The sequence below is a fragment of the Bradyrhizobium genosp. SA-4 str. CB756 genome (assembly GCF_000473125.1).
Lineage (GTDB): Bacteria > Pseudomonadota > Alphaproteobacteria > Rhizobiales > Xanthobacteraceae > Bradyrhizobium > Bradyrhizobium arachidis.
Genome location: NZ_KI421499.1, coordinates 3283663 through 3306081 on the forward strand (window position 1 = coordinate 3283663; position 22419 = coordinate 3306081).

The window sequence follows — 22419 nt, forward strand, 5'->3', positions numbered from 1 at the left end:
GAACCTACCCCCGCCCGGGTGCCGCTTCGGTCGAAAAGGTTGCATTTTCCGCCAAGTTTGGCGAGGATTTTTCATGCCCTTTCAAGCTGCGACAGTATTGCCCCGCCGCGCCATGACCCCCGCCGCCTTCGTCCGCGGTGTGGTCGCCGCCTATGGCCGCTACGGGCGGGATCCGGCGGACGCGCTGGCCAAGGGGCAGGTCACCGAAGACCTGGTCGGGTCCAGCGACGGGCGGATAACCGCCGCCCAGTTCGAGGCGCTGGCGGGCCATGCCATGCGCGAGCTCGACGACGAGGCGCTCGGCTGGTTCTCGCGCCGGTTGCCCTGGGGCACCTATGGCATGCTGTGCCGCGCCTCGATCACGGCGCCCAATCTCGAGGTCGCGCTCAAGCGCTGGTGCCGGCATCACCGCCTGCTCACCGAGGACGTGCTGTTCGAGCTCTCGGTCGGTGATGAGACCGCGACCATCGCCATTCGCGAACAGCGCGATCTCGGCGCTTTCCGCGAATTCTGCCTCGTCACCCTGCTCCGCTACGTGCTCGGCTTCTCCTGCTGGGCGGTGGACTCCAGGATCGCGCTGCGCGCCGCCGAGTTTCCTTACGCCGAGCCCGGCCATGTCTCGGTCTATCCGACCATCTTCTGCCGGACCTTGAGCTTCGATGCGGATGGCGCCCGCATCGTCTTCGACAAGCACTATCTGTCGCTGCCGCTGACGCGCAGCGCCGCCGATCTCGACAGCATGCTCAAGGGCGCGCTGCGGCTGACCGTGCTGCCCTACCGGCGCGACCGCCTGCTGGTCGAGCGCGTCCGCCGCGTGCTGCGCCATGCGCGCGGCCGCAGTCTCGGCGCCGAGGATGTCGCGAGCGAGCTTGCGCTTTCAACGCGCACTATGCACCGCCGCCTGCGCGAGGAAGCAACCTCGCTGCGTGATCTCAAGGAGGAAGCAAAGTTCGAGCTGGCAAAACAGGAACTGATGCGCGGCCGCACCCCGATCAAGCGGATCGCGGAGATCGCCGGCTTCCGCAACGAGAAGAGTTTTTCCCGCGCGTTCCGCAGCTGGACCGGCGCCTCGCCGCGCGAGTTTCGCGGAAGGTATCGATGAGGCGCGCCATCATCGGCCTGTCATAAATTGACGGCCTCCGAGATCGCTCCCGGAGGCCGCAATGTCCTGGATCGGGTCTCGATGTCAGGCGTTAATTCTGCGCACCCTGGCGAGCCTTGGGCTGCTTCGTCTGCTTCGGCTGGAAGGCGAGCGCGTCGTTGCCGGTCTTCGACGAGCCACCGGCCTGCGAGCACGAGCCGCCGATGCCGCCGGCCGCCTGACGGCAGGCTTCCATCGTCGGATAGCCGCAGCCATGCGCGGCCTGGGCGCCGTTGGTGATGCAATAGTCGTCTGCCTTCGCAGCCGGCGCGGTCATCATCAAGAACGCAGATGCAAACAGCGTCGCGGCGGACGCGACGAACGTCTTCGAGGTCGGAGTCATGCTGTCTTTTCCTGCTTAAAGGGTCCCACAAAAGCGCCCCCGGCATGCGACACAGGCCGAGGTTCACACCTTGCATCTAGGCCGCACGCGGGAGCCGGCAATCGTGCCCCGGCGCATTGCAGGGCTTCGTAAATCACATGTCACAGTTAGGTGAGTTACTAAACTATATGACAGACTCGCAGTCTCGGCTTTTATGAAATGGCTCGCCGTAAAAGTGTGAAGTCCCCTAGCCCGCCGAGGCGACCGCCAACTCCTGCACCGGCAGCGGCACGTCCTTGGCGACGCCCAGCACCGGGAAGCTGCGGACGTTCCTCACGTCGGGCATCGCGGCAAAGTGAAGAAGCTGCTGACGCATGCTCTCCACGCTCGGTGCGACGCATTTCAGGAGATAGTCCGTGTCACCGGAGATCCGCCAGCACTGCTGGATGCGCGGGATCGCAGCGATCGAGCTCTCGAACGCCTCCAACACCGGCTGGGCCTGGCTGCCAAGCTGGATCGAGACGAACGACACCACCTCGTAGCCGAGCAGCCGCTCGTCGATGACCGCGCGCACCGCCCGGATCACGCCGCGGCTGAACAGCGATTTCAGCCGCCGCAGGCAGTTCGGCGCGGACACGCCGACGCGCAGCGCCAGCTCGTTATTGCGCACCCGCCCGTCCTGCTGGAGCTCGGAGAGTATTTTGAGATCGACGCCGTCGAGCTGGTCACGCCCGGCCATACCCTACCCTCGTCATGGTCGTATCATGAGGGCAGCGAAGCACGGGGCGGACTGGATGCCAACCACCTTGGGTTTCTAGGGGGCTTGAGAGCGTGGCGGAAATCTCGCCTGCGGCCCATCCTTCGAGACGCCCGTCTCCGGCGGGCCCTCAAGATGAGGTCGCGTTTCGCGGAAAGATATCAGACCCTCATGGTGAGGAGCCCGCCAAAGCGGAGCGCCTCCGGACGATGCTCTGCATCGCCGGGCGAAACATGCAGGCCGAGTTCACCCTCCCCGAAAACGTGGATGCCCGGGCCTTCGCCTCGCCGAAGGGGCTTCGGCCCCGCAGGCGGGGCAAGCCCGGGCATGACGGCGTCTCAGACGAGAATGGCGCTCTAATGCGTCCAGGGCTCGCCGCGGCGGAACGAGAAATTGTCGGCATAGGCGACCGGGCGGCGGATCGAATCCTGGGGCTCGATCACCTGGTAGGCGATGCCTTTGCGCTCGCAATAAGCGACCGCCTCTTCCTTGGTTTCGAAGCGTAGCGTGATCTGCTGCTTCATGTCGCCGGACGAGGTCCATCCCATCAGCGGCTCGACCGAGCGCGGCTGCTCCGGCTCGTAATCCAGCTGCCATTCCTTGGTCTTGGACCGGCCGGATTGCATCGCGTTCTTGGCGGGCTTGAAAATGCGTGCGGTCATGGTCGGTCCGGGCCTCTTGGTCTTTATCGTTCGATTTCGATGCGTCACGGTAGCAGTTGGTGGAAACCGCGGGCATAGTATAGAGACACCTTTTGGGAACTGTTCGGTGATTCCAGTCCCTTGGGTGCCCTTCACCGACGGGTATAGTCATTATGCTGCACCGTGACAATTGCGTACCCGCCGCCCGCCCCGGGATCCCGGCCGGTGCCCCCGCCTCGCCGACCTCAGCGTATCCGTCCCCTACGAAAGCTCCCGTCGCATGACCTTCCTGAACGTCAGCGCAACGCTCCCCGAGAAAGGCCGCGACCTCAGGCTCGACCTGTTTCGCGGCGTCGCGAACTGGGCGATCTTTCTCGACCACATCCCGGACAACGTCGTGAACTGGATCACGACGCGCAATTACGGTTTCTCCGACGCCGCGGACCTGTTCGTCTTCATCTCGGGCTACACCGCCTCCTTCGTCTATGCGCGGATGATGCTCGAGCGCGGGTTCATCGTCGGCGCCACGCGCCTGACCAAGCGGGTCTGGCAGCTCTACGTCGCCCACATCATCCTGTTCGTGATCTACATCGCCTCGATCAGCTATCTCGCGCTGCGCTTCGGCGATTCCGAGATGATCAACGAGTTCAACGTCGCCGGCCTCGTCGACAACGCCACCGAGACGCTGCGCCAGGGCCTGTTCCTGCGCTTCAAGCCGCTCAATCTCGACGTGCTGCCGCTCTACATCGTGCTGATGGGGCTGTTTCCGCCGGTGTTGTGGTTCATGCTGCGCAAGCCCGACCTGACGATGGGATTCTCCATCGCCCTGTGGCTGGCCGCGCGTCACTTCGGCTGGAATCTGAACGCCTATCCGGCCGGCCAGTGGTACTTCAACCCCTATTGCTGGCAGGTGCTGTTCGTGTTCGGCGCCTGGTGCGCCATGGGCGGGGCACGGCGCTCGGGCGCGCTGATCAACTCGCAGATCACGCTGTGGCTCTGCCTCGCCTATCTCGCCTTCGCGCTGGTCATGACCATGGCCGGTCGCTTCCCGAGCTTCGGTGGCATGTTTCCGGAATGGCTGTTCTCGGCCTTCAACCCTAACGACAAGACCAACCTCGCGCCCTATCGCTTCATCCACTTCGTCGTGATCGTGATCCTGGTGATCCGCTTCTTGCCGAAGGACTGGCCGGGGCTCGAATGGAAGATCTTCGACCCGGTCATCGTCTGCGGCCAGCAGTCGCTCGCCGTGTTCTGCGTCGGCGTGTTCCTGTCCTTCGTCGGCCATTTCGAGCTGTCGATGAGCTCGGGCTCGCTGTTCGCACAGCTCTTCGTCAGCATCGCCGGCATCGCCATCATGACGACGGTGGCCTATTACATTTCCTGGTCGAAGAAGCAGGACAAGCCGCTGAAGCCGCCGCCGCCCGCCAAGCCTGCGGCCGCCTCGCCGGCAAAGGCTGCCTGAGCCCGCCGCAGCGATGCTGTGCCTGATGGCGGCGATGCCGCCTCAGGCCGCCTCTTCGCCGTCGAACTCGGTGAACTTCTTGTAGATCCAGTCGCGGCCGTCGTGGCGGCGCCACACCTTGCCGTACACGAGCTGCCCGTTGATCGAGCGGCGCGGCACGATCACGGTCCAGAGGTGCCAGACCTCGGTCCAGTTCGACTGCGAACCGACGGTTCGGACGTTGCGATCGAAAGACATGACGCAGAACTCACACGATACGAGCGTAGCGACGAACTGTGATCTTGTGTGAGCACCAATTGGAGGTACCCCGTCGCGAGCCGGGACCGATTTGATAGTGATTACCAGGGCATCCGCAACAATCGCTCCGCCTTAACCTAACTGGTCAACCTTACTTGTCGTGCGCAGCTGTTCCGGACTGGTTGAAAGCGGACGCCGATTTTTCTAGAATGCGTGCACCATTTGAGAATGAGCGCGCCGTTTTGGACGCGTGACGATTTTGAGCCGACGTCGAAATTTGAGCGCGCTGGAATTCTGAAAAGTATTGACGGGCGGGGACGACCACAATGAATTTGCAATGTGCATGTCTGCGTGTGGCGGTGCACTCGACGCCGTCTGCTCCGCTGATCAGGATATTCGTCGAGGTGCCGCTGAAGGCCGCCAACGACAACCACCTGGTATGGCCATTGCTGCCGTTTCCGCTCGGCTGGTACGCCTCGAACTGATCGCTAAGGCGTCATCGCGCTTTGGGTCGTTGGTCGAGCATGATCTCTTTCGGGAAACCGCAGCGAAGGGTCGTTGCAATGACAGGCCGCGGCGGCGCTCTCGATTTTCTGGCGCCGTGCCGAGGGCCCAAAAGCGGCGACGTCGAGGTGCAATACTTTGACCTCAACGAGCTTGAAGTGGAGCTCGAGCTCAAGATCGGCTAGCTGTTCACTCCCTCAGGACGCTCGTTCGCTGCTCTCAGGGCAGCAGAGAAAAAGAGGCCGCCAGGCGGCGGCCTCAATTGGTCTTAGCGGCAGGGTTTCCCTGACATCTGAGCCGCACGGCTGTGACAGCCGTCATGCATTCTCGGCTTTGCCTTCGGAGCGTTCGAGGACTTGGTCGCCGGTGGCTGTGATTGCGCGAATGCCGCTAGCGGTGACGCGAAGAGAGCAAATGCTAAAGCGACTTTCAAAATGGACTTCATGTTATGACCCCACTGGGTTCGAGATAAACAGGCGCATCCTAGCGTTCATTTAGGAGTGTGTCAGCGCCGGGTTGTCCACTCCCTCAGGGGTGCCCGTTCGCTCCCCCTCAGGCGACTACGGAGCGCTGAACGGTTAGTTGTAACGCTTTAGAGGACGAGAGTGCCGCTCTCTGGGGCCACATCCGCTAGCGTGGCCGCACTTGTCGCAAGAGAAGTTGCACACGCCTAACTGTTGCCAAGAGCCGTCACCACCGCACCAAAAGCGCAACGCCGCGCAAGCGGAGTATCATCGCTTGGCGGCGTCCGTTTAGGCATTGGGCGCTGAAATCCCCAACACACATATGTCTATGGCGACGACCAAAGGTTCGATGAATCTGTGGTAATTCGCCGCCGCGCGCCTCATCGCAATCCCCTGAAATATCGTGCAGAAGTCGCCACGCGCGACAAACAAGCGCTCATGCTTCAGAACACACTGGACAGCGAATCGCGCAGGCGTTTCGGGATGCGATGGGCAGCATACCCGTATCAATGATTAAGCCGGTTCAGACGCCGCTGCTGGCGCTCGATGCGCTCTGGGCATTCCCTCCGAGCGAGCCTTGCGCGTTATAGGTCTGCCCCGCCTGGCTGCCTTGGCTAGCCTGGCTGCCCTGACTGTTTTGCGTGCCCCCGGACTTCTCGACCTCGGTCGATCCGTCGGAATAGGTGATCGTCGTGGTGGTGACGCCGTCGATGGTGATGGAGACTTCGCTGACGACGGTCTTGGCCGAACCGCCGCCGCCCGAGCCGGAGCTGCCGCCCGCCGATTGCGAGGACGACGTCGCCGAGGTCGACGGCGTTGCGGATGTCGACGATGTTGCCGACGTCGATGACGCCGCTGAGGATGACGTCGTGGCCGCCGACTGGGACGTCGAAGCCGCCGCCGCGGTTGAAGCAATCGCGCTGATCGACATGAAAACCTCTTCCCAAGTAAAGTGCTGGCGCAGCGCCGGTTGCGCGCCTTGCTCCCTCCTTCAACGCGGAAGCTGCGCCGGGCAGGCGCCGTCGACCTGAGAAATTAGATTGCTGGGCATTTCCAGCATTACCATGCAGGGCTGGATTTATTCCCTCGCCTCGATCATGCGGCGCCGCGTCGATCGGCCGCTTGTTCTGAGCCCGAGCAGCCGAACGCTCCCGATCACGTCAGTAGTGATAGTTCAAACCGACCGTCGCGGCATGGATCGTGTCCTTGAGGTGGGCCACGGTGATGCTTTCGGACGGGCTGATCAGCTGTATCGGGCTCTTCGTGCCGAAGTCGTAGTAACTATATTCGACATTGGCCGACCAACTTGACGCGAACGCCCATTCCACACCGGCGCCCAAGGTCCAACCGGTCCGCATGACCGACGCGCTGGGATCGACCGCGAAGCCGGTGGCCGGACTGGTATACGCATCATCGATCTTCTCATGCGTCCAGGCGACGCCGCCGCGCGCATAGATCAGCCAGCCCAAGCCATAGGCATAGCCGAGCCGTGCTGTGGCCGAGGCGAGAAAATCGTTCTTGAGGCCGAACCGCGATGGCACGGCGAGGTTGCCGAGCGCGGGAAATCTGACACTGCTCCCATGCTGGCTCGAAAGGCTCGACCATGCGGCGCGGCCTTCAGCGCCGACGACCCAGTTGGATGCGAATTGATGGTCGCAGCCGGCTTGCCCTCCACCGACAAAGCCGGCGGCGCCAAAGTCGACCGTTCCCCCGGCGCTGTTGATCGTGCGATCGTCGCTGGCGACGCCGCCAAGATGACCGCCGATGTAGCACCCGGTCCAGTTGAAGACGACGGAAGCCATCGGAGGTGCTTGCAGCGCAAAATCGGCGGCAGACGCGGCCGTGACCGAGAAAGCGGCGAGCGCCGCGCCAGCGAGAGCTTTCAACATGTCCCGACATTCCTCATTGCCCGTGCGGAGGTTCTAGCGGGCCGAGCTGTCGCGGAGGTTGCGTGATGCCCGCATCTCCCGTGCGGGCGGAGCAGGCCGCGTTCCGCCGGCAATACCCAAACGGGCCCGGTTGGTTGGGATCTCGAGGGAAATGAAGGAGGTTCAACCTCGGGACTGGTCGGGGCAGCTGGATTCGAACCAACGACCTGCAGTACCCAAAACTGCCGCGCTACCAGGCTGCGCTATACCCCGAATGTCCGGTGAGCCCCGTCGATACACGCTTCCCAAAGCGCCAGCAAGCTCACAAACGCCGCCAGCAAGCTTACAAACCGGCGCCAGCAAGGCTGGCAAGGCCCCCGGCCGGGCGGTGCTATTTGCTGCCGAACAGCGGGTGACCGACGCGATCGCCGGGGCGGATGCCGTATTTCTGCGCCGTTCCCGCCACCACCTCAAGCACGGCCCGGGCGGGCCCTCCCGACGAGATGATCTTGGTCGACAGCGGCTCGGTATTCTCGGCGATGCGCAGGATGCGGCCGTCGGCGCGGATGAAGATCATGTCGAGCGAGACATAAGTGTTCTTCATCCACATCGACACTTCCTGCTCGGGATTGAAGTCGAACAGCATGCCTTTGCCGTCGGCCAGTTCCTTGCGGTACATCAGGCCGGTCTGCTTCTCCTCCTCGGTGGTCGCCATCTCGACCGAGAACACCTGCACGCCGTTCTTGGTGACGATCTCGAGCGGCTGGAAGCTGGCGGCATTGGCGGCGGCAAGGCCGGCGATGACGAGGATGGCGGCAAGGCTGGCGACAAGGCTTTTGGCAAATCCCATGGCGAGACGCATGGGAAAAGTCATGGCAAAAGTCATGAAATGGCACTCGGAGCGGGTGGGACTGGAACAGTCCTTACGCGGCGATCATGACAAAAGCCAGAGGCGCGCCGGCCTGCCGACGCGCCTCTTGTCACGATTCCGGGAATGGAAGGGCTAAAGCATGATCCGGACCCGGAGGGCCGCGTTAGCGCAAAGTGCGGCGCGGTGTTCCGGAAAGATCATGCTCAAACAACAACCTAAAGCGCGATGACGATTCATCCCTCATCGCGCTTTAGTGCGACTGCAATCCCGGCGAGCCGGTCTCGGGATGGATCTCGGCCGCCATCATGCCCTTGGAGCCGGGCCCGAAGCGGACCAGGACATATTGGCCGGGCCGAAGCTCGGTCATGCCGAAGCGGCGCAGCGTCTCCATGTGCACGAAGATGTCGGGCGTGCCCTCACCGCAGGTCAGGAAGCCGAAGCCGCGTAGCCGGTTGAACCATTTGACCTGGGCCCGCTCCAGCCCGCTGGTCGGGGTGACCGTGACATGGGTGCGCGGCGGCAGCATCTGCGCCGGATGGATCGCGGTCGATTCGTCCATCGAGACGACGCGGAAGGCCTGGTAGCCCTTGGCGCGCTGCACACATTCGACGACAATGCGGGCGCCCTCATAGGCGGTCTGGAAGCCGTCGCGCCTGAGCACGGTGACGTGCAGGAGCACGTCGGGCCAGCCGTTGTCGGGAACGATGAAGCCGTAGCCCTTTGAGGCGTCGAACCATTTGATGACGCCATGAACCTCGACGAGGTTGGCGCTGCCCTCACCAAGTCCGGTGAAGGGACTGAGCGCGCTGTCGCGACCGGCGCCGCCGTGTTCGCCTACCGCTGGAACTCCGACCTTCTTGGACTCAAATCCGTCCGACGACCCCATAACCCCGGACCCCACACTGCCATGCAACCCGCCACATTGGCGGCTCTCGAATCACGCGTCTTAAGAGAATGTTCTCAATTCGACGCGACGCGAATCTTTCGACTCAAAAGATAACACTCCCGGTTGCGAGGCATAGATAAAAAAGAGATTCGCCGGAACCTATGAACAGCTTGCACAGCCGCGAATCAAATTGATGCCTCAATTTGCGACAAAGGGCCCGAGGGTTTCGCCGATGTCGTGATGGATCACGAGGTCGGCGATGTCGTCCTGCTCGGTCGGCTCGCGATTGATGATCACCAGACGCGCGCCGGCGTTCTTCGCCATCATCGGAAAGCCCGCCGCAGGCCACACCACGAGCGAGGAACCGATCGCGATGAAGAGGTCGCAGGCCTGTGACAGCTCGGTTGCCCGCTGCATTTCGTCCTCGGGCATCATCTGGCCGAACGAAATCGTGGCGGTTTTCACCGGCTCGTCGCACGCCGTGCAATTGGGTGCGGCGCCATCGCCGTCGAAGCGGCGCTTCACCCAGTCGAGCGGATAGGCCTGCCCGCATCCGATGCAACGCGCATAGGTAGTATTTCCGTGAAGTTCAATCACGTGCTCGGGCGCGAAGCCCGAGGCCTGGTGCAGATTGTCGATGTTCTGGGTGATCACGCCGGGGATCTTGCCGGCGCGGTAGAGCGAGGCGAGCGCGCGATGGCCGCGGCCGGGCTTTGCCGCCGCGAACACCTCCTCCATTGCGAAGCGGCGGCGCCAGGATTCGTCGCGCGCTGACTGGCTTGCGACGAACTCACCGAACTCGATCGGACGGTAACGCGTCCAGAGCCCGCCCGGCGAGCGGAAGTCGGGAATGCCGCATTCGGTCGAGATGCCGGCGCCGGTGAACGGCACGATGGTTTTGGCTTCGGCGATCATGTCGCCGAGTCGCTCGACGCCGCTGCGAAGATCCGATGCAATCATGAGCGGTCTCCCGAATCCGTTTTGGCTTAGTTGCAACAGGCGCAAGCGACAAGATCGCTGACGCTCTTATGAAGCGCGAACCCGATGCGCTCGGCAATTTCTTCCGCCCTTCGCATATCACAATCCTGCAATGCCTCCTCCCCATTGACGCCCCAATCAGAAGCGCCAATGCATGTGTTTACGCGACTCAGGATGATGCGGCGGCAGTGCTTGAGTCCAGCAGTGCACTCATACTCAGGTGTAGAGGGGATTTGACAATGACCGAGGACGAGCAACGCAAAATCCGCGAACGTGAAGAGATCGCCGCCCGTGTCGCCGCCTTCCGTGCCACGCAGGAAAAATTCAAACGCGAGCGTGAGGAGTATTTCGTCTCGACGCTCGACAATGCCCGCAAGGCGGAACGGCCCTCGCTCTGGCCGTAAGCACGCCTGATCACCGCGCATGCAAAAAGCCCGGAGCATGGCTCCGGGCTTTTCGTTTGGTCAGAGGCTACCAGTGACGGTAGTAGTGGTGGTGCCGGTAGTACGGTCCACCGTAATAGGCATACGGGCCAGGGCCGTAATCATAATAGGCCGGTCCGCCGTAATAGCCGTAGCCCGGTCCATAATAGCCGTACGGATGGGACGCGGCGACCGCGCCCGCGGTGATCGCGCCGGCGGCGAGGCCAAATGCGAGGCCCGGTCCGATACCGCGACCGCGCGCCTCGGCCGGCGCAGGCGCCGCGATAGCCGTCACGCCGACGGCCGCGACGGTGGCCAGAACTGCCAGTGTCTTCTTCATGATCTCCTCCTTCGCGTACTGCGACAACAACGACGAGCGCCTGCGATGGTTGCGCGCGGAGGCGGAACCGGCGGCCGCAAAAAATCTCTGCTTCGCGGGAACGAAAGCGCGGCGGGCGGATTGAAACTGCAAGTGCGGAAGCCTCCGCCATCCGGGTTGAGGCGACAGCACGAAGAACCCCGTCTGCATCCTCCGCGGTGCAGGCGGGGTTTTCAGTTTGATGGGAGCGAATGGCAGCAGACGCAAGCTTCTGCCAGCGGGACGGACGATCAAGGAGGAGAGATTGCCGATATCGACTTTGCTGGCTCGCATCCGCAGGCTCGTTCCCAGAACCGGCGATCAGCATTACGACGAGATCGTCCGCAGCTTCGGCGTCGGCACGCTGCGCCCGCCGCCGACGCCGATGAGCGACGGTGAGCTCGCGCGCGCCATCGCCGAGTTCCTGAAGGAGCAGCCCTCGAGCGAGTCCGTCGCGACCCTCGGCCGGCGGCTCGACCCCTCCTCCCCGCTCTGACGCAACTATTCCGGGAACATGCGCCAGCGGCGCACGTTGGGCTAGGTTCAAGAGAAGAAGGGGCCAGTCATGCCCGCATGGCTCGAAATCCTGCTCAACCTGACCGGCTATGCCGGCTTCGTGGCGCTCGCGACGACGGGCGTCGGGTGCTCCGACGAATCCGCCGAGGATCACATCATCGGCGGCGAGCGCTAGTTGGCGTGCGGCGCCTGGCCGGCGGTGCGCACCAGGCGATCGGCCTTGACCGCGACGCGCGTGTCCTCGGCTTGCGGCCGCAGCGAGAAGCTGATCACCACGAAAGCGAGGCAAAACAGCGAGCCGACGATTGCGACGCGCCGGTAGGTGTGGCGGTCGCCTTGATAAAAGGACGGTTTTGAAAAAGGCGTCATGTCAAAAGCTGCTTCTTGGCAAAGTCGTTCTTGTCCTTGCAAGAATACCTACTCTAGGCAGCGGCGCGCGCAACGCGATTGGGCTTTTAACCTAACCAAATAGGGTTAGCCCCTTTGGCGCAAGCTTTCGTTAGGAGTTCGCGCGCGCGGCTCAGATGTCGGCGAGACGCTTCAGCGTCGCGCGAAAGCTCAGGCTGCGATGGCCCGCGACCAGCACGGTGCCGAACACCTCGGCCTCGTCGTCGCGATACGTTCCGGAGAAGCCGCTCGTGGCCTCCTGCCCGCCGAACAGCGGCCGCACAAAGGCATCGGCGTATGGCGTATGCTGGTTGGTGGCGAGCTCGCCCTTCCAGGTCCCGCTGTTCGAACCACGCTCGCCCACCCTGTACGACCCACGCGACCAGAAGTGAGGCCCGCCGCCCAGCAGCACGCCGTCACGCAGGATCAGGACGCCGCTGTCGCGGCCCTTCACGCCGTCGAGCATGTCGATGTGGATGGAATAAAGTCCGTTCTTCATGGCCGGCGCCCACGCATCAGACGATAGCGCCGGACATGGCGAGCGTCGAGACGGAAAGCGGAGGCGGCTCACGATGCAGCGGCCGGTTTTGTTCCAGCTTCGCTTACATTTCGTTCTCGAAGAACGAATCGGAATCGAAGAAATCGGCGCGGAGCAGGTCTTAACAATTCGTTTGTAGGCAAACGAGCGTACAATCTCGACCCGAGCGATCACCTCGCCTCTTCGAGCCTTGATCGCGGCGGCACCTGCGGCACCGACGGCATGCGTTTGCGCAACCGCGGATGCCGGTCGTACCAAAACAGCTTTGCGATCTCGACGAACATCTCGACAAACCAGCACGCATCCATCTCGCTCTCCCTCGCGCATGTTTCTACGCGGGGCATGAGGACAGGACCGTGCGAAGCATCACGCTGCTTCGTTCTGAGACACGCGCGCCGGCAGGCACGAGATGTTCTGCATCCGACTCCATTTCGTTCGCAAAGAACGAATCGGAGTCGAGAAAATCAGCGCGGAGCGAATGCTAACGATCGGTGAAAGCGCGCGCTGTCACGTCGTCGGCGACAGCAATCTCTCGACAGGACTTACAAGACGACCGCGTCATCGCGATCGCCGATCGCGCCTCATCGACGGGCCCGTCAGGCACGTAACCGAAACGAGATCGCGCCTGACGGATGTCGATCTACACTGAGGCTGATCACGCGGCCCGCTTGCCTTTGCCCTTCTCGGAAAAGCATTCCAGGATCTGGATGCGGAGCTCTTCTGCCGCGGGGCCCTCGACCTTCCGCAGCTCGTTCCAGAGCCTGATCACTTCGCGCTGTTTTTCCACGGTCATGAGTCACCTCCAAAGAAGATGACTCATCTAGAACAAAATGAGAACAAAAAGTCCAGTCCCCGACACGCGATTTATGGGGACGGCGCATTGAACCTTTTGGCGGTCACGCAGACCCATGAAAGCTGGGGATTTCAGCGCCCAGTCAAATACGGCAGCGCCGCCTGACGAAGATATTCCGTCACCGCGGCGCTGTTGCGCTTTGGGTTTTCAACCTTAAGTTAGAGGTACGGCTGACGGCCAGGCGCTGAAATCCCATCGCCGTCGGCGAGAAGGCCCCGTGCGAAAGCGCGGGGTTTTTCTTCTGCGGTGTTAGGCGAAGGATGGCTGGATCAGACCGCGTCCTTGGCGACCTTCAGCGGCGAGGCCTTCACCGACTTGCTGGCCGGCTTGGCGGCAAACTGCATCGGCTCCTTGGTGAAGGGATTGATGCCCATCCGCGCTTCGGTGGCGGGCTTGTTCACGACCGACATCTTGACGAAGCCGGGAATGACGAACTCGCCGGACTCGTTGAGCTCCTTGTAGCCGACCGTCGCCATGAACTCGATCACCGACTTCACGTCGTTCTTCGAGATCTGCGTGCCTTCCGCAATTGCATCAATCAATTGGGTCTTCGTCATCTTCGCCATGTCTGAATTCCTTTATCTGCGCGCGAGCAACTCTGCTGAGGACGCGGTCGAACCCGCGGCGCGCGCTTCTGATTCATGCCGTTGGTCATGAAGTGACGCGGCTTAGACCCCATCGAGGCCCAAAACGCAAGCCGGGCCTCCCGGGATGAGGCCTCGCTTTGCGGCAAAATCTAGGCTTTCAGGAGGATGTCAAATGCGCGAGCACGTCAAAAGCGGCCGCATCGCGCCATGACGGCCGCGCACGATCCTGCCTGAAAGGCCGCATCTGCGAAGATCGCGCCGTCAGAGCCCACTACTCTCGTTCGTCGTAGCGGTCGCAGCGTGCATCGCCTCGCTTGACGTCGCTCGCGAGCTCGTCGAGCGGCGGGGTACATCGAAGCAGCGAATATTTGTCGTTGTAAGGTGCGGGCTGACGCCGACACACACTCGCGCCGATCGGGACCTGGATGGCCTGGGTCCCGACGGTGTAGAAGCAATTGTCCGTTTTTGGATCAGGCTTTTTATCATCAGGCGCTTTCGCAGCGTCCTGCGCCAATGCCGGCGTCAGACCGAGCGCCAGGAACGCAACCACGACAACTTTTCGCACGGCCGCCCTCCGCTATTTGCCAGTCGAAAGCATAGCCCAAGATGTATGGGCGAGATATTCAATTCGCACGCTGCCCCCGCGACGCGTCACCTCATCGTGAAACCTGTGACTCGAATAAAATTGTTCAGACTTCAGTAACCTAACGCCTCCAAGCTCCGCGTCAGTATCGTTGCGTTGGAGTACCCCCAAAGTGCTGGATTTTCACGAGCTGCGTGAACTCGCGGCTGACGTTCGCATTTTCGTCGACGTCGCCGAAGACAAGGCCGAAGCGCTCAGAGCGGTCATCGCCGCCTATGACGTGGTGCTGGCGATCTTCCCCACCCGGGAGGGCATGGGCCTGCACGTCATCAAGGGCAAGGAGATCCTCGACAGGATCGCGACATCGCGGACCACCGCGATGTACAGCCACACGGCCATTGCGGTCCCCGACCTCGAGCACGCCGAAGTGCTGAAGCAGCTGACCGCTCCCGCCGAGCAGCGGATTGCTGCCTAACCTTCGCAAGGCCGCCGCTCGATGCAATGAACGGCGGTCTCGCATTTGCTAGCGGTAAGCTCGAAAGATCAGCCGCCCGGCGGCTTGTAGGAAGAGCGCAGCTTGGCGGCGTTCTGCCGCACCTGCTTGATCTCGTCTTGTGTGAACAGCCGCATCAGCTTGACGTTCTGCAGCGTGCCCGCCGTGACGGTCAGGCCGGAGATGGCCGGTGCCGCACTCGGATCAGGCACATCGAAAATCACGAGAACGCCGGGACCGTCGGCGGCGACGCTGTACATCGAGACCAGCTTGCCGCCGGCCGCTTCGATCAGCTTGGCTGCCGCCTCCTGACGATTGGTCGTCGGGTTTTCCAGAATGGCATTGAGAGCGCGTTGCGTGTATTGCCCCGTAAGACAGAAATGCATGGCTGTCGTCCTTCTGAAATTATGAGAATGCACATCGTGACGAGTTGATCGTCACGACGGTGGGGTCTGAAAATGATGAAGTCATTGCCCGCCGTGGGCACAAACGCCGTCAGGTACTGACGCGGTTTCGGCACACCGCGTTGGCGGCTCACGCGGAAGCTACATCAGGGTGCGGGCGTGTAAAAGCCGGTTTCGCTCATCGGCCGGTTGCAACGCGGCACCATCGCACCTTCGCATATGTCAACGACGAGGTTCGCAAGACGCCGGTTCTGCAGACGCGCACTCAAATGGTTTCAGAAACTCACCGGCATTTTCTTTCGTGTCGAACGTATCGTTGAGGAACGCGGCTTCCCCGCTCCCGTTGGCCCATGCAAACCAACCAGGAGCTTGAGATGAAGAAGATGATGATCGCCGCTGCTGCGCTCGGTCTGATGTGCGGCTCCGCACTTGCCCAGACCCAGACCGGCCCCGCTGCGCAATCCGACAACATGCAAAAGCCGGGCATGAACAAGATGGACCGCGGTTCGACCAGCACCGGCACGACCGGCATGAGCCGCGACGATATGCGCAGCGGCAGAATGGTGCGGCCTGACGCATCCGGCCAGGGCGGCTCTGGCCCCGGCAGCGATCAGGGCGGCACGAAGACTCGCAGCAACATGAAGTAAGCCGGGTTCCCTGTACGGCTTGCTTCGCGGCCGCGCCGCTTCCCACAAGGTGGCGCGGCCATTCTATTGGCCTGTCGCCGATCGAGTTCCTCGCAAGCGCATTGCTGCAATGAACTGTTCGCGGGAACGCTGAGTTCTCGCGCGAATTGACTCCTCATAGATGAGGAGATCGCGATGAGCGTTGAAGGAAAAGCGAAGGAAGCGGCCGGTTACGTCAAGGAAGAGCTGCACGAGCACGGCAAGTCCCCCGAGAGCCAGAAGAAGGCGCAGGAGGGGCGTGACCTCAGGAATGAAGGCCGCGTCGAGGACGGAAAGCCGCCGAAGACGACGAAGCCCGGCACCGGTCACTAAAGCATGATCCGGAAAAGTGCGAAGCGGTTTTCCGGAAAGATCATGCGTAAACAACAACCCAAAGCGCGATGACGTTCATCCAAATCTCATCGCGCTTTAGACTGACTTTCGAAAGCCGCCCATGGCAATCCCGGGGGCGGTTTTTCTTTGTCAAACCTTCTCGTCGCTCGCAGCGGGATCCATGATCCCAGCACGACAAGGATCGCAGTGGCTGCGACCAGGACATACTTCACCGGATGCTCCGACGAGTCGATCGAGCCTTCGATCGGAAGGTAGGGAAGCATCGGGTCGATGGCAAACGAGATGAAGATCAGCGCAGCCAGGCCCCCGATGACCGAGGCGATGATGCTGACGATCCAGTTCACCACACCGCGCGGGCCCGACCTCGCCTCGTGAGCCGCCACGGCCCACACGATCAGGACCAGGATCGCCAAGACGGTCGTCATGGCGCCGACGCTGGACGCCGGCCCGAAGCGCCACGCCAGCAGCATGGCCGCAATCGCGTGCAGGATGATCGACGTCACGGCGCTCCCTCTTCAGTGACCGAGCAAATAGGCGGTGAAGCCGATCGCGATGAAGCCGAGGCCGATGATGGCGGTTGCGATTTCGACGGCGTTTTCCAGACCGAAGAATTTGACGACGGCGCTCACTGCAGCAGACAGGAGCATTTCCAGGATCGCGCTGATCAGGCTTTGGATCATTCTGAGCGCCGCTACATCCCGCCGCGCCTGTCGCTGGTCGCCAAGTGGCAACCGAGCGCCACCAGGGCCAGCATGAAGTTCGAGCCGAGCAGGATTTGGAGCGCCAGGTCCGTCCCCGCGCTCACATACCGGACCGAGTGCCGGTGCGCGTAACGTTCGGGATGGGCGGCATCGGGCTGCTGAGGAGAGCTCGCCAAAAGCACCAGCCACGCGACGGTCCCGCAAATCCCCGCGACCGTCGCAATCCTGCCGAGCCTTTCAAGCCAGCGCTTCATGCCGCCCTCGTCATGGCCTCAATCTCCGCTACGCCTTTGCCGGGATCAGCAGCTTGAGAACACTCAGAATGGCGAAAGCACCGAGACCATAGCAGAGCGCATTCACGAGCCAGGAAATGGCGATGCCTGCAGAGGCGGAGCCTCCGACCGCTCCCCAGAACAAATAGGCTGCGGAGACGCCGGGCCACTCCAGCGACAGCAACGCGTAATCGGTGGGCTGCTCGAGAGCAAGGAGCGTCGCCGAGATCAGCGCCCCGACCGCCAATGCGATGATGAGATTCGTCTTCGCCGAGGGCATCACAATCCCAATAGCCCGGTGACAACAGGAATGAGGAAATAAGCGGCGATCCCGAGAAGGACTCCCACGACGACGCGTGCCGTGCGGCCCTGAATTTTCGTCTCGAGCCAGGCACCAACAGCCAGTACGGCCTGTCTCAGCCAGTCACCAATGAGGCTTCTGGCGAGATCAAACAGGAGTTCTGCAACGAGCGCGGCCATGGCGTTTGGTCGCCACCACCTCCGGCGGGGTTCAACCGGCCCGCCATCGTCGGCGAGACATCAGCAAGACCTCTGGACGCGATTGCAGACGATCACGCATGTGCGCTGTGCGCTTGCCTTGACGGCCGGACAGGCTAGCATCCCCTGCAACCACAAGGCGTCAATCCAACCGACGCCGATCAAGGGGGACCCCATGACGACACGCCGCGCCTTGCGCCTTCTGCTGCTGCCGCTCGCCCTCGCCGGCACGCTGAGCATCGGCTCCGCCGCCGAGCTCAATCCCGCCGCCGTCACCTATAAACTGCCGGACAAGATCCCCTGGGGCCCGGTCGACGCCCGCGGCGCGCAGACGGCGGTGGTGGTCGGCGACCCCAGCAAGGCGGGCTTCTACATGGTCTACAACAAATGGACCAAGGGCAATCACTTCAGCCGCCCGCACTTCCATCCCAACGACCGCTACATCGTGGTGCTGCAAGGCACCTGGTGGGTCGGCTCAGGTCCGAAATTCGACCCCGACCACGGCACCGTGCCGATGCCATCAGGCAGCTTCGTCACCCACACCGGCAAGCAGGTGCATTGGGACGGCGCCAAGGACGAGGACGCCGTGCTGCTGATCATGGGCGAAGGCCCGGCGACCGCGACTGGGGCGGAGGAGAAGTAGAGGGAGGGCGAGCAAAGCGCCCGTTACGCCGCGTCAAGAAGTATTCGTTGATGACGGGAATATCGAGTTCGTGAATAGCGAGCTGACCTAGCTTCTCGCCCCGGGCAACGCACCCAAAACCGAAGTATCCACCATCACAAACTTCCCGAACAAATAAGTCCCACAGGTTACGAGGACACTCGCCGCCATAACTATTGACGGCCAGAACGAATTCTCGCCGCCGTGAACGGTGAGATAGATAAACATTCCGAGCGTTGCGATAAAGCCGCTCAGCGCACATGCGATTGTGCCGATAACCGTTATTCGCTTCAACTCGTAATCTCTCTTAGCAGCCTCGCGACGAAACTGAATTTCCCCGAACTCTGAATTGAAACGATCAACGAGCTTTTCGAAAACCTGCATCACTTGTGTGATGTTTCCAGCGTCGTCCACCTCTACGAACCTTGTTGCCATCTGGTCGAACTTGTCACTTACCCAGACCTCCCAAATTGTAACGCCCATAAGTTTGTTGGGGCCGCAGTTCTGTTCAATGGTATCGTGCGTGTTTGACGCCCTAACCGCCGCATTTATGACTTCTGGATCCATATTGCCCCCCAAAAGTCACGATGCTACCAGAGGGCGAGTGAAGGGCCAATAGGCAACGCACCCAACGAAATGGCTTCGTCCATGGCAACCACGCCGATCGCCCCTGCTAGAAACCGCCCGTACACTCGCGCCGCGTGGCGGTACCACGCTTCCGGGCACAAGCGGACATCAATCAGCCGACTTCCCGTCGAATCGGTCTAATTGCCCCTGTGCGGAAGAGGCAGCGTTTTTTGTACAGATGACGCCCGGAGAGCTAGCGATGACCACGATCTCTTGGATCGACCTCGTCGAGAAGAATGCCACCGAGTTCGGCGAGCTGGTCGCGGGCATCGATCCACACCTGCCTGAGCTTCCTGCCTTTTTCGATCATAGGCGAGACGGCTCGTGGATCGGAGACTACGTCACATACATGCTTGAGCTACTCAAGGGGCAGGTCGGCTTTGTCAAATTTCAGTCCGCATATTTTGAGGCCTGCGGACTGAGGGGCCTGACGGCACTATCGGCCGGCATCGGGCAGGCAAAGGCCAACGGGATGGCAGTCATTCTCGATGCCAAGCGAGGTGACATCGGATCGACCGCAACGGCCTACGCCCGGGCCTATCTTACTCCGACCTCAGCCGGTGGCAGCGGCGACTTTGAAGTCGATTGCCTGACCGTCGCTCCATTCATGGGCCCGGATACGCTGGAGCCTTTCGTCGATTGCGCGCGGAGCTACGGTAAGGGTCTGTTTGTTCTCTGCAGAACATCAAATCCGGGCGCTGGTTGGCTTCAAGACAAGGTGGCGGGCAACAGGCTGGTCTCCGAGCATGTTGCAGACTTGATTGCCAATATTGAGCCTCCGCAGCAGGGAGCGCAACGCCTGAGCGCGATTGGCGCGGTTATTGGTGCGACGGCTGTTCATGAGGGCAAACGGTTGCGGCAGCTCATGCCACAATCGATCATCCTTGCACCGGGATTGGGCGCGCAGGGCGCGGATGCCGCCACGATCGGCGCCTTGCGCGGACGATTCGATGGCGATCTCCTCCTCCCGGTTTCGCGTGGTCTTTCGGCCGTCGTAGATCGCGATCTTGATGCAGACGCGTATCGCAATCTCGTGTTGGAAAGAACCGCAACATTCAAGCTCCTATCTACACGACGAAGCGACCTTGCCCGAACGAGTGCGTGACCTTCTTCCGTTCCAGCCGTCAAGCGCCCTGGCGTTTTCACACAGCCAAGACCCGTTTCAGACGTTCTGCATTCAGGCGCCTTCGCCTGCGCGCTCAGCGTGGTCGTCGCGGCCACGAATTAATGCGCTCTATCGCGATCTGCTCGCGGCGAATTGTAAAGCCGCAGGCGACGGATGATCCAGCGCACTGTCGCCGTAATTCCAGGGGTTACTCAACTATCGATCGCTCGTCACGAAGCTAGCGATCATGCCGCCTAATCCCAACACCAAGACAAACAAGGTCACGTACCAATATTCGTACATGTAGTAGACGGCCAGGAGCGCTCCAGCAGCCGCGACTTGCATCAAGTTGTCCATTCGTCTCTTCCGGCAATTACGGTGACAACGCACTCAATTTAGTCGTTATCTCCACCGAGCAGGCTCCGCGGTTTCGCTCCGAACAAGGTGCACCGCATCAATTAAGTGCACTGTCATCGTAATTACAGGTCTCGCCATTCGGGGCGCGATACTTCAAGGCTCGATCCGGCTTGCGCTTGGCTTCGCCCGGCTTAAACCCCAGCGCTTTTATCACGGCCTCCAGTTTCGAGGCGACGAGCTTCCTTGGCCGGTAGGCCCCAAACCGCAATCTGAATGCATATGATGTACGGTTGCCAAGGAGGCTGATGATATGAGACTCCCCGCCCGGGGCGCTTGCACACTTTCCTTGAACAAGATTTGTGCGGCGCCTTTTTATTTTTCGAATTACGGTGACAGTGCACTGAACCGGCTCGCCAACAATCTGGGCTTCTCGCAAGGCCAATTGGGTGCACCCGCGATCGCAAACAGAAGCAACCCCATATTGACCACCCGCTCGGGAACACCCACGCCCGTGCGGGCGTTTCCCCTGATCGGAAAGGCACTCCCATGCTTCGATCAATCCTCGCGATCTCTCTCCTGCTGTACGCGACCTCCGCCTTCGCCCAGCAGCAGCAACGACGCCCCCGCCCTGCGCAGGGCGGGCACTGCTGCGCCGTGGCGACGCAGCCCAGCAACAATCCGTTCAGCAATCCGATCGGGCAAGGCGTGCCGCCGGCTGCCTCGGCTCAACCCTATTGGAACGGGCAGCCGCAGCGACGGCGCTAAAGCATGATCCGGAAAAGTGCGTAGCGGTTTTCCGAAAAGATCATGCGCAAACAACAAGCTAAAGCGCGATGACGATTCATCCTGATCTCATCGCGCTTTAGCGCCTCGACCAAACGCACCAAACTAAATCGGACAGCGTGGGCTGAACGTGTTAACGGCAGGGATGAAAATATCCCTCACGATGCTACTCGTCGTCTGGTCGGCGGCCGTCACGGCGCAGACCGCGGCTCCTCCGCAAAGCGACCTGTCCGTTCGCGACCAGATCAAGGCCGCGCGCGCAAAGGACAAGGCCGACGAGGAAGCCGACCAGACCAAACGCGCCTGGGACCGCAACGGCGATGGGCGGCGGCCGTGGGAGACGTCGGTTGCGCCCGAGCGGAAGCCGAAGCCCTGAGAGCGGCCCCCTGCCCTTTGTCGCATTTTGCTGCTAATTGATGCTCCCGCCGGTCCGGCCCAAAGCAAAACCCTCCAACGTCAGGGAGCAACAACCATGCGATACCTCCACACCATGCTGCGCGTGCGCAATCTCGATGTCGCGCTGAAGTTCTACCAGGATGCGCTGGGGCTGAAGGAGGTGCGGCGGATCGAGAACGACAAGGGCCGCTTCACGCTGGTGTTCCTGTGCTCGGCAGACGATCTCGACGCGCTGAACAACCAGCCCAAGACGCGCGGCGCGCCGCTGGTCGAGCTCACCTACAATTGGGACGAGGAGACTTACGGCGAGGACCGCTTCTTCGGCCATCTCGCCTATGAGGTCGATGATATCTACGCGACCTGCGAGAAGCTGCAGAAGGCCGGCGTCACCATCAACCGTCCGCCGCGCGACGGCAACATGGCCTTCGTCCGCTCGCCCGACCTGCACTCGATCGAGCTCTTGCAGAAGGGCGAGCCGAAGCCGCCGCAGGAACCCTGGGCCTCGATGCCCAACACCGGCCATTGGTAACGCACCTCGCCCAGGAACAAGCCCTCGCCCCCGGGATTGTCCCTCCGACAAAGCAATCGGAGGAGAACGCGATGGGACGAGGAATCCTGCTGTGGCTGCTGGGCGTGCCGATCCCGGTGATCATTCTGTTGTGGCTGTTCTTCGGCCATTAGAGCGCGATGCGAATTTGCCGACGAAAGCTCCGCCCATGGCGGAGCTT

General features: G+C 61.8%; 39 protein-coding genes and 1 tRNA gene. 16 read left to right on the plus strand and 24 right to left on the minus strand.

Going from position 1 to position 22419, the window contains the following annotated elements:
• The first annotated feature begins 73 nt into the window (after positions 1 to 73).
• Complete coding sequence (locus BRAGE_RS0116120; RefSeq protein ID WP_027557969.1) at positions 74 to 1102, plus strand: AraC family transcriptional regulator; 1029 nt, start codon at positions 74 to 76, stop codon at positions 1100 to 1102.
• A gap of 91 nt (positions 1103 to 1193) precedes the next feature.
• Here BRAGE_RS0116120 and BRAGE_RS0116125 read toward each other — a convergent pair whose 3' ends face one another.
• The 3 genes from BRAGE_RS0116125 to BRAGE_RS0116135 form a co-directional block, all read right to left on the minus strand.
• Entirely contained in the window at positions 1194 to 1484 is a 291-nt protein-coding gene (locus BRAGE_RS0116125; protein ID WP_027557968.1) for a DUF3551 domain-containing protein, read from the minus strand.
• A 226-nt stretch (positions 1485 to 1710) separates the two neighbouring features.
• Positions 1711 to 2202, minus strand: coding sequence for an Lrp/AsnC family transcriptional regulator (locus BRAGE_RS0116130; protein ID WP_027557967.1), 492 nt, complete (start codon positions 2200 to 2202; stop codon positions 1711 to 1713).
• 374 nt (positions 2203 to 2576) lie between these two features.
• Positions 2577 to 2882, minus strand: coding sequence for an ETC complex I subunit (locus tag BRAGE_RS0116135; protein ID WP_027557966.1), 306 nt, complete (start codon positions 2880 to 2882; stop codon positions 2577 to 2579).
• Positions 2883 to 3141: 259 nt separating this feature from the next.
• Here BRAGE_RS0116135 and BRAGE_RS0116140 point away from each other — a divergent pair, with 259 nt between their 5' ends.
• Positions 3142 to 4323: an OpgC domain-containing protein gene (locus BRAGE_RS0116140; RefSeq protein ID WP_027557965.1), complete on the plus strand. Its 1182-nt coding sequence runs from the start codon at positions 3142 to 3144 to the stop codon at positions 4321 to 4323.
• A 42-nt stretch (positions 4324 to 4365) separates the two neighbouring features.
• Here BRAGE_RS0116140 and BRAGE_RS0116145 read toward each other — a convergent pair whose 3' ends face one another.
• On the minus strand, positions 4366 to 4560 hold the full coding sequence (locus BRAGE_RS0116145) for a hypothetical protein (protein WP_027557964.1): 195 nt from the start codon (positions 4558 to 4560) through the stop codon (positions 4366 to 4368).
• A 326-nt stretch (positions 4561 to 4886) separates the two neighbouring features.
• Here BRAGE_RS0116145 and BRAGE_RS55880 point away from each other — a divergent pair, with 326 nt between their 5' ends.
• From BRAGE_RS55880 to BRAGE_RS54585, 3 genes are all read left to right on the plus strand, one after another.
• Positions 4887 to 5045: a hypothetical protein gene (locus BRAGE_RS55880; protein WP_167336506.1), complete on the plus strand. Its 159-nt coding sequence runs from the start codon at positions 4887 to 4889 to the stop codon at positions 5043 to 5045.
• Between the two features lie 78 nt (positions 5046 to 5123).
• Complete coding sequence (locus BRAGE_RS57575; RefSeq protein ID WP_265441953.1) at positions 5124 to 5249, plus strand: hypothetical protein; 126 nt, start codon at positions 5124 to 5126, stop codon at positions 5247 to 5249.
• 962 nt (positions 5250 to 6211) lie between these two features.
• The gene (locus tag BRAGE_RS54585) at positions 6212 to 6559 is read left to right on the plus strand and encodes a hypothetical protein (RefSeq protein ID WP_156950862.1); all 348 of its coding nucleotides are present in this window, start codon (positions 6212 to 6214) and stop codon (positions 6557 to 6559) included.
• Between the two features lie 129 nt (positions 6560 to 6688).
• Here BRAGE_RS54585 and BRAGE_RS0116165 read toward each other — a convergent pair whose 3' ends face one another.
• The 5 genes from BRAGE_RS0116165 to BRAGE_RS0116185 all read right to left on the minus strand — a co-directional run bounded on the left by BRAGE_RS0116165 (position 6689) and on the right by BRAGE_RS0116185 (position 10113).
• Positions 6689 to 7417 (minus strand): outer membrane protein, encoded by a 729-nt coding sequence (locus BRAGE_RS0116165; protein ID WP_027557963.1) that lies wholly within the window; start codon positions 7415 to 7417, stop codon positions 6689 to 6691.
• Between the two features lie 175 nt (positions 7418 to 7592).
• Positions 7593 to 7669, minus strand: a tRNA-Pro gene (locus BRAGE_RS0116170).
• Positions 7670 to 7787: 118 nt separating this feature from the next.
• On the minus strand, positions 7788 to 8270 hold the full coding sequence (locus BRAGE_RS0116175) for a DUF192 domain-containing protein (RefSeq protein WP_231164020.1): 483 nt from the start codon (positions 8268 to 8270) through the stop codon (positions 7788 to 7790).
• A gap of 247 nt (positions 8271 to 8517) precedes the next feature.
• Positions 8518 to 9153 (minus strand): cold-shock protein, encoded by a 636-nt coding sequence (locus tag BRAGE_RS0116180; protein WP_027557961.1) that lies wholly within the window; start codon positions 9151 to 9153, stop codon positions 8518 to 8520.
• Between the two features lie 198 nt (positions 9154 to 9351).
• Positions 9352 to 10113 carry an SIR2 family NAD-dependent protein deacylase gene (locus BRAGE_RS0116185; RefSeq protein WP_027557960.1) on the minus strand — a complete coding sequence of 254 codons (762 nt, stop codon included), beginning with the start codon at positions 10111 to 10113 and terminating at the stop codon, positions 9352 to 9354.
• A 257-nt stretch (positions 10114 to 10370) separates the two neighbouring features.
• On the opposite strand from BRAGE_RS0116185, the gene BRAGE_RS55885 reads away from it, so the two are divergent.
• On the plus strand, positions 10371 to 10535 hold the full coding sequence (locus BRAGE_RS55885) for a hypothetical protein (RefSeq protein ID WP_018457755.1): 165 nt from the start codon (positions 10371 to 10373) through the stop codon (positions 10533 to 10535).
• Between the two features lie 67 nt (positions 10536 to 10602).
• Here BRAGE_RS55885 and BRAGE_RS0116195 read toward each other — a convergent pair whose 3' ends face one another.
• A complete protein-coding gene (locus BRAGE_RS0116195) occupies positions 10603 to 10893 on the minus strand; it encodes a hypothetical protein (protein ID WP_027557959.1) in 291 nt (96 codons plus the stop codon).
• A 283-nt stretch (positions 10894 to 11176) separates the two neighbouring features.
• Between BRAGE_RS0116195 and BRAGE_RS0116200 the strand changes: the two genes are divergently transcribed.
• Positions 11177 to 11407, plus strand: coding sequence for a hypothetical protein (locus tag BRAGE_RS0116200; protein WP_027557958.1), 231 nt, complete (start codon positions 11177 to 11179; stop codon positions 11405 to 11407).
• Positions 11408 to 11476: 69 nt separating this feature from the next.
• Entirely contained in the window at positions 11477 to 11602 is a 126-nt protein-coding gene (locus BRAGE_RS57580; protein ID WP_035729763.1) for a hypothetical protein, read from the plus strand.
• Here BRAGE_RS57580 and BRAGE_RS0116210 read toward each other — a convergent pair.
• The 6 genes from BRAGE_RS0116210 to BRAGE_RS0116240 all read right to left on the minus strand — a co-directional run bounded on the left by BRAGE_RS0116210 (position 11599) and on the right by BRAGE_RS0116240 (position 14357).
• Entirely contained in the window at positions 11599 to 11796 is a 198-nt protein-coding gene (locus BRAGE_RS0116210) for a hypothetical protein (protein WP_027557957.1), read from the minus strand. The two genes, BRAGE_RS57580 and BRAGE_RS0116210, sit on opposite strands and share 4 nt — an antisense overlap.
• Before the next feature lie 151 nt (positions 11797 to 11947).
• The gene (locus tag BRAGE_RS0116215) at positions 11948 to 12313 is read right to left on the minus strand and encodes a hypothetical protein (protein WP_027557956.1); all 366 of its coding nucleotides are present in this window, start codon (positions 12311 to 12313) and stop codon (positions 11948 to 11950) included.
• A gap of 209 nt (positions 12314 to 12522) precedes the next feature.
• Positions 12523 to 12660 (minus strand): hypothetical protein, encoded by a 138-nt coding sequence (locus BRAGE_RS55890; RefSeq protein WP_167336507.1) that lies wholly within the window; start codon positions 12658 to 12660, stop codon positions 12523 to 12525.
• 347 nt (positions 12661 to 13007) lie between these two features.
• Positions 13008 to 13145, minus strand: coding sequence for a hypothetical protein (locus BRAGE_RS55895; protein WP_167336508.1), 138 nt, complete (start codon positions 13143 to 13145; stop codon positions 13008 to 13010).
• 329 nt (positions 13146 to 13474) lie between these two features.
• A complete protein-coding gene (locus BRAGE_RS0116235; protein ID WP_027557955.1) occupies positions 13475 to 13771 on the minus strand; it encodes an HU family DNA-binding protein in 297 nt (98 codons plus the stop codon).
• 292 nt (positions 13772 to 14063) lie between these two features.
• A complete protein-coding gene (locus tag BRAGE_RS0116240) occupies positions 14064 to 14357 on the minus strand; it encodes a hypothetical protein (protein ID WP_027557954.1) in 294 nt (97 codons plus the stop codon).
• A 190-nt stretch (positions 14358 to 14547) separates the two neighbouring features.
• Between BRAGE_RS0116240 and BRAGE_RS0116245 the strand changes: the two genes are divergently transcribed.
• Positions 14548 to 14850 (plus strand): hypothetical protein, encoded by a 303-nt coding sequence (locus BRAGE_RS0116245; protein ID WP_027557953.1) that lies wholly within the window; start codon positions 14548 to 14550, stop codon positions 14848 to 14850.
• Between the two features lie 68 nt (positions 14851 to 14918).
• On the opposite strand, the gene BRAGE_RS0116250 is transcribed toward BRAGE_RS0116245, so the two are convergent.
• Positions 14919 to 15254 carry a GYD domain-containing protein gene (locus tag BRAGE_RS0116250; RefSeq protein ID WP_027557952.1) on the minus strand — a complete coding sequence of 112 codons (336 nt, stop codon included), beginning with the start codon at positions 15252 to 15254 and terminating at the stop codon, positions 14919 to 14921.
• Between the two features lie 392 nt (positions 15255 to 15646).
• On the opposite strand from BRAGE_RS0116250, the gene BRAGE_RS0116255 reads away from it, so the two are divergent.
• Both BRAGE_RS0116255 and BRAGE_RS55900 read left to right on the plus strand, forming a co-directional pair.
• Positions 15647 to 15919: a hypothetical protein gene (locus BRAGE_RS0116255; protein WP_027557951.1), complete on the plus strand. Its 273-nt coding sequence runs from the start codon at positions 15647 to 15649 to the stop codon at positions 15917 to 15919.
• A gap of 174 nt (positions 15920 to 16093) precedes the next feature.
• Positions 16094 to 16270, plus strand: a complete 177-nt coding sequence (locus BRAGE_RS55900; protein ID WP_167336509.1) for a hypothetical protein — start codon at positions 16094 to 16096, stop codon at positions 16268 to 16270.
• An 86-nt stretch (positions 16271 to 16356) separates the two neighbouring features.
• Here BRAGE_RS55900 and BRAGE_RS0116265 read toward each other — a convergent pair whose 3' ends face one another.
• The 5 genes from BRAGE_RS0116265 to BRAGE_RS0116285 are packed head-to-tail and all read right to left on the minus strand — an operon-like array spanning position 16357 to position 17744.
• Positions 16357 to 16794: a hypothetical protein gene (locus tag BRAGE_RS0116265; RefSeq protein WP_027557950.1), complete on the minus strand. Its 438-nt coding sequence runs from the start codon at positions 16792 to 16794 to the stop codon at positions 16357 to 16359.
• A 12-nt stretch (positions 16795 to 16806) separates the two neighbouring features.
• Positions 16807 to 16971, minus strand: a complete 165-nt coding sequence (locus tag BRAGE_RS54590) for a hypothetical protein (RefSeq protein ID WP_156950863.1) — start codon at positions 16969 to 16971, stop codon at positions 16807 to 16809.
• Between the two features lie 11 nt (positions 16972 to 16982).
• Complete coding sequence (locus BRAGE_RS0116275; RefSeq protein WP_027557949.1) at positions 16983 to 17246, minus strand: hypothetical protein; 264 nt, start codon at positions 17244 to 17246, stop codon at positions 16983 to 16985.
• 28 nt (positions 17247 to 17274) lie between these two features.
• Positions 17275 to 17544 carry a hypothetical protein gene (locus BRAGE_RS0116280; RefSeq protein WP_027557948.1) on the minus strand — a complete coding sequence of 90 codons (270 nt, stop codon included), beginning with the start codon at positions 17542 to 17544 and terminating at the stop codon, positions 17275 to 17277.
• The gene (locus BRAGE_RS0116285) at positions 17544 to 17744 is read right to left on the minus strand and encodes a hypothetical protein (RefSeq protein ID WP_027557947.1); all 201 of its coding nucleotides are present in this window, start codon (positions 17742 to 17744) and stop codon (positions 17544 to 17546) included. Before BRAGE_RS0116285 ends, BRAGE_RS0116280 begins: the two co-directional genes overlap by 1 nt.
• A gap of 193 nt (positions 17745 to 17937) precedes the next feature.
• Here BRAGE_RS0116285 and BRAGE_RS0116290 point away from each other — a divergent pair, with 193 nt between their 5' ends.
• Positions 17938 to 18405 (plus strand): cupin domain-containing protein, encoded by a 468-nt coding sequence (locus tag BRAGE_RS0116290; protein WP_028146298.1) that lies wholly within the window; start codon positions 17938 to 17940, stop codon positions 18403 to 18405.
• Positions 18406 to 18492: 87 nt separating this feature from the next.
• On the opposite strand, the gene BRAGE_RS0116295 is transcribed toward BRAGE_RS0116290, so the two are convergent.
• On the minus strand, positions 18493 to 18990 hold the full coding sequence (locus tag BRAGE_RS0116295; RefSeq protein ID WP_141263133.1) for a hypothetical protein: 498 nt from the start codon (positions 18988 to 18990) through the stop codon (positions 18493 to 18495).
• 259 nt (positions 18991 to 19249) lie between these two features.
• Between BRAGE_RS0116295 and pyrF the strand changes: the two genes are divergently transcribed.
• Positions 19250 to 20155, plus strand: coding sequence for an orotidine-5'-phosphate decarboxylase (gene pyrF / locus BRAGE_RS48730; RefSeq protein WP_027557944.1), 906 nt, complete (start codon positions 19250 to 19252; stop codon positions 20153 to 20155).
• A 216-nt stretch (positions 20156 to 20371) separates the two neighbouring features.
• On the opposite strand, the gene BRAGE_RS54595 is transcribed toward pyrF, so the two are convergent.
• Positions 20372 to 20512 (minus strand): hypothetical protein, encoded by a 141-nt coding sequence (locus tag BRAGE_RS54595; protein WP_156950864.1) that lies wholly within the window; start codon positions 20510 to 20512, stop codon positions 20372 to 20374.
• 546 nt (positions 20513 to 21058) lie between these two features.
• Here BRAGE_RS54595 and BRAGE_RS0116310 point away from each other — a divergent pair.
• The 3 genes from BRAGE_RS0116310 (at position 21059) to BRAGE_RS0116320 (ending at position 22220) form a co-directional block, all read left to right on the plus strand.
• Positions 21059 to 21277, plus strand: coding sequence for a hypothetical protein (locus BRAGE_RS0116310; RefSeq protein ID WP_027557943.1), 219 nt, complete (start codon positions 21059 to 21061; stop codon positions 21275 to 21277).
• Between the two features lie 163 nt (positions 21278 to 21440).
• Positions 21441 to 21671: a hypothetical protein gene (locus BRAGE_RS0116315; RefSeq protein ID WP_036055544.1), complete on the plus strand. Its 231-nt coding sequence runs from the start codon at positions 21441 to 21443 to the stop codon at positions 21669 to 21671.
• Between the two features lie 96 nt (positions 21672 to 21767).
• Positions 21768 to 22220, plus strand: a complete 453-nt coding sequence (locus BRAGE_RS0116320) for a VOC family protein (RefSeq protein ID WP_027557941.1) — start codon at positions 21768 to 21770, stop codon at positions 22218 to 22220.
• Positions 22221 to 22419 lie beyond the last annotated feature (199 nt).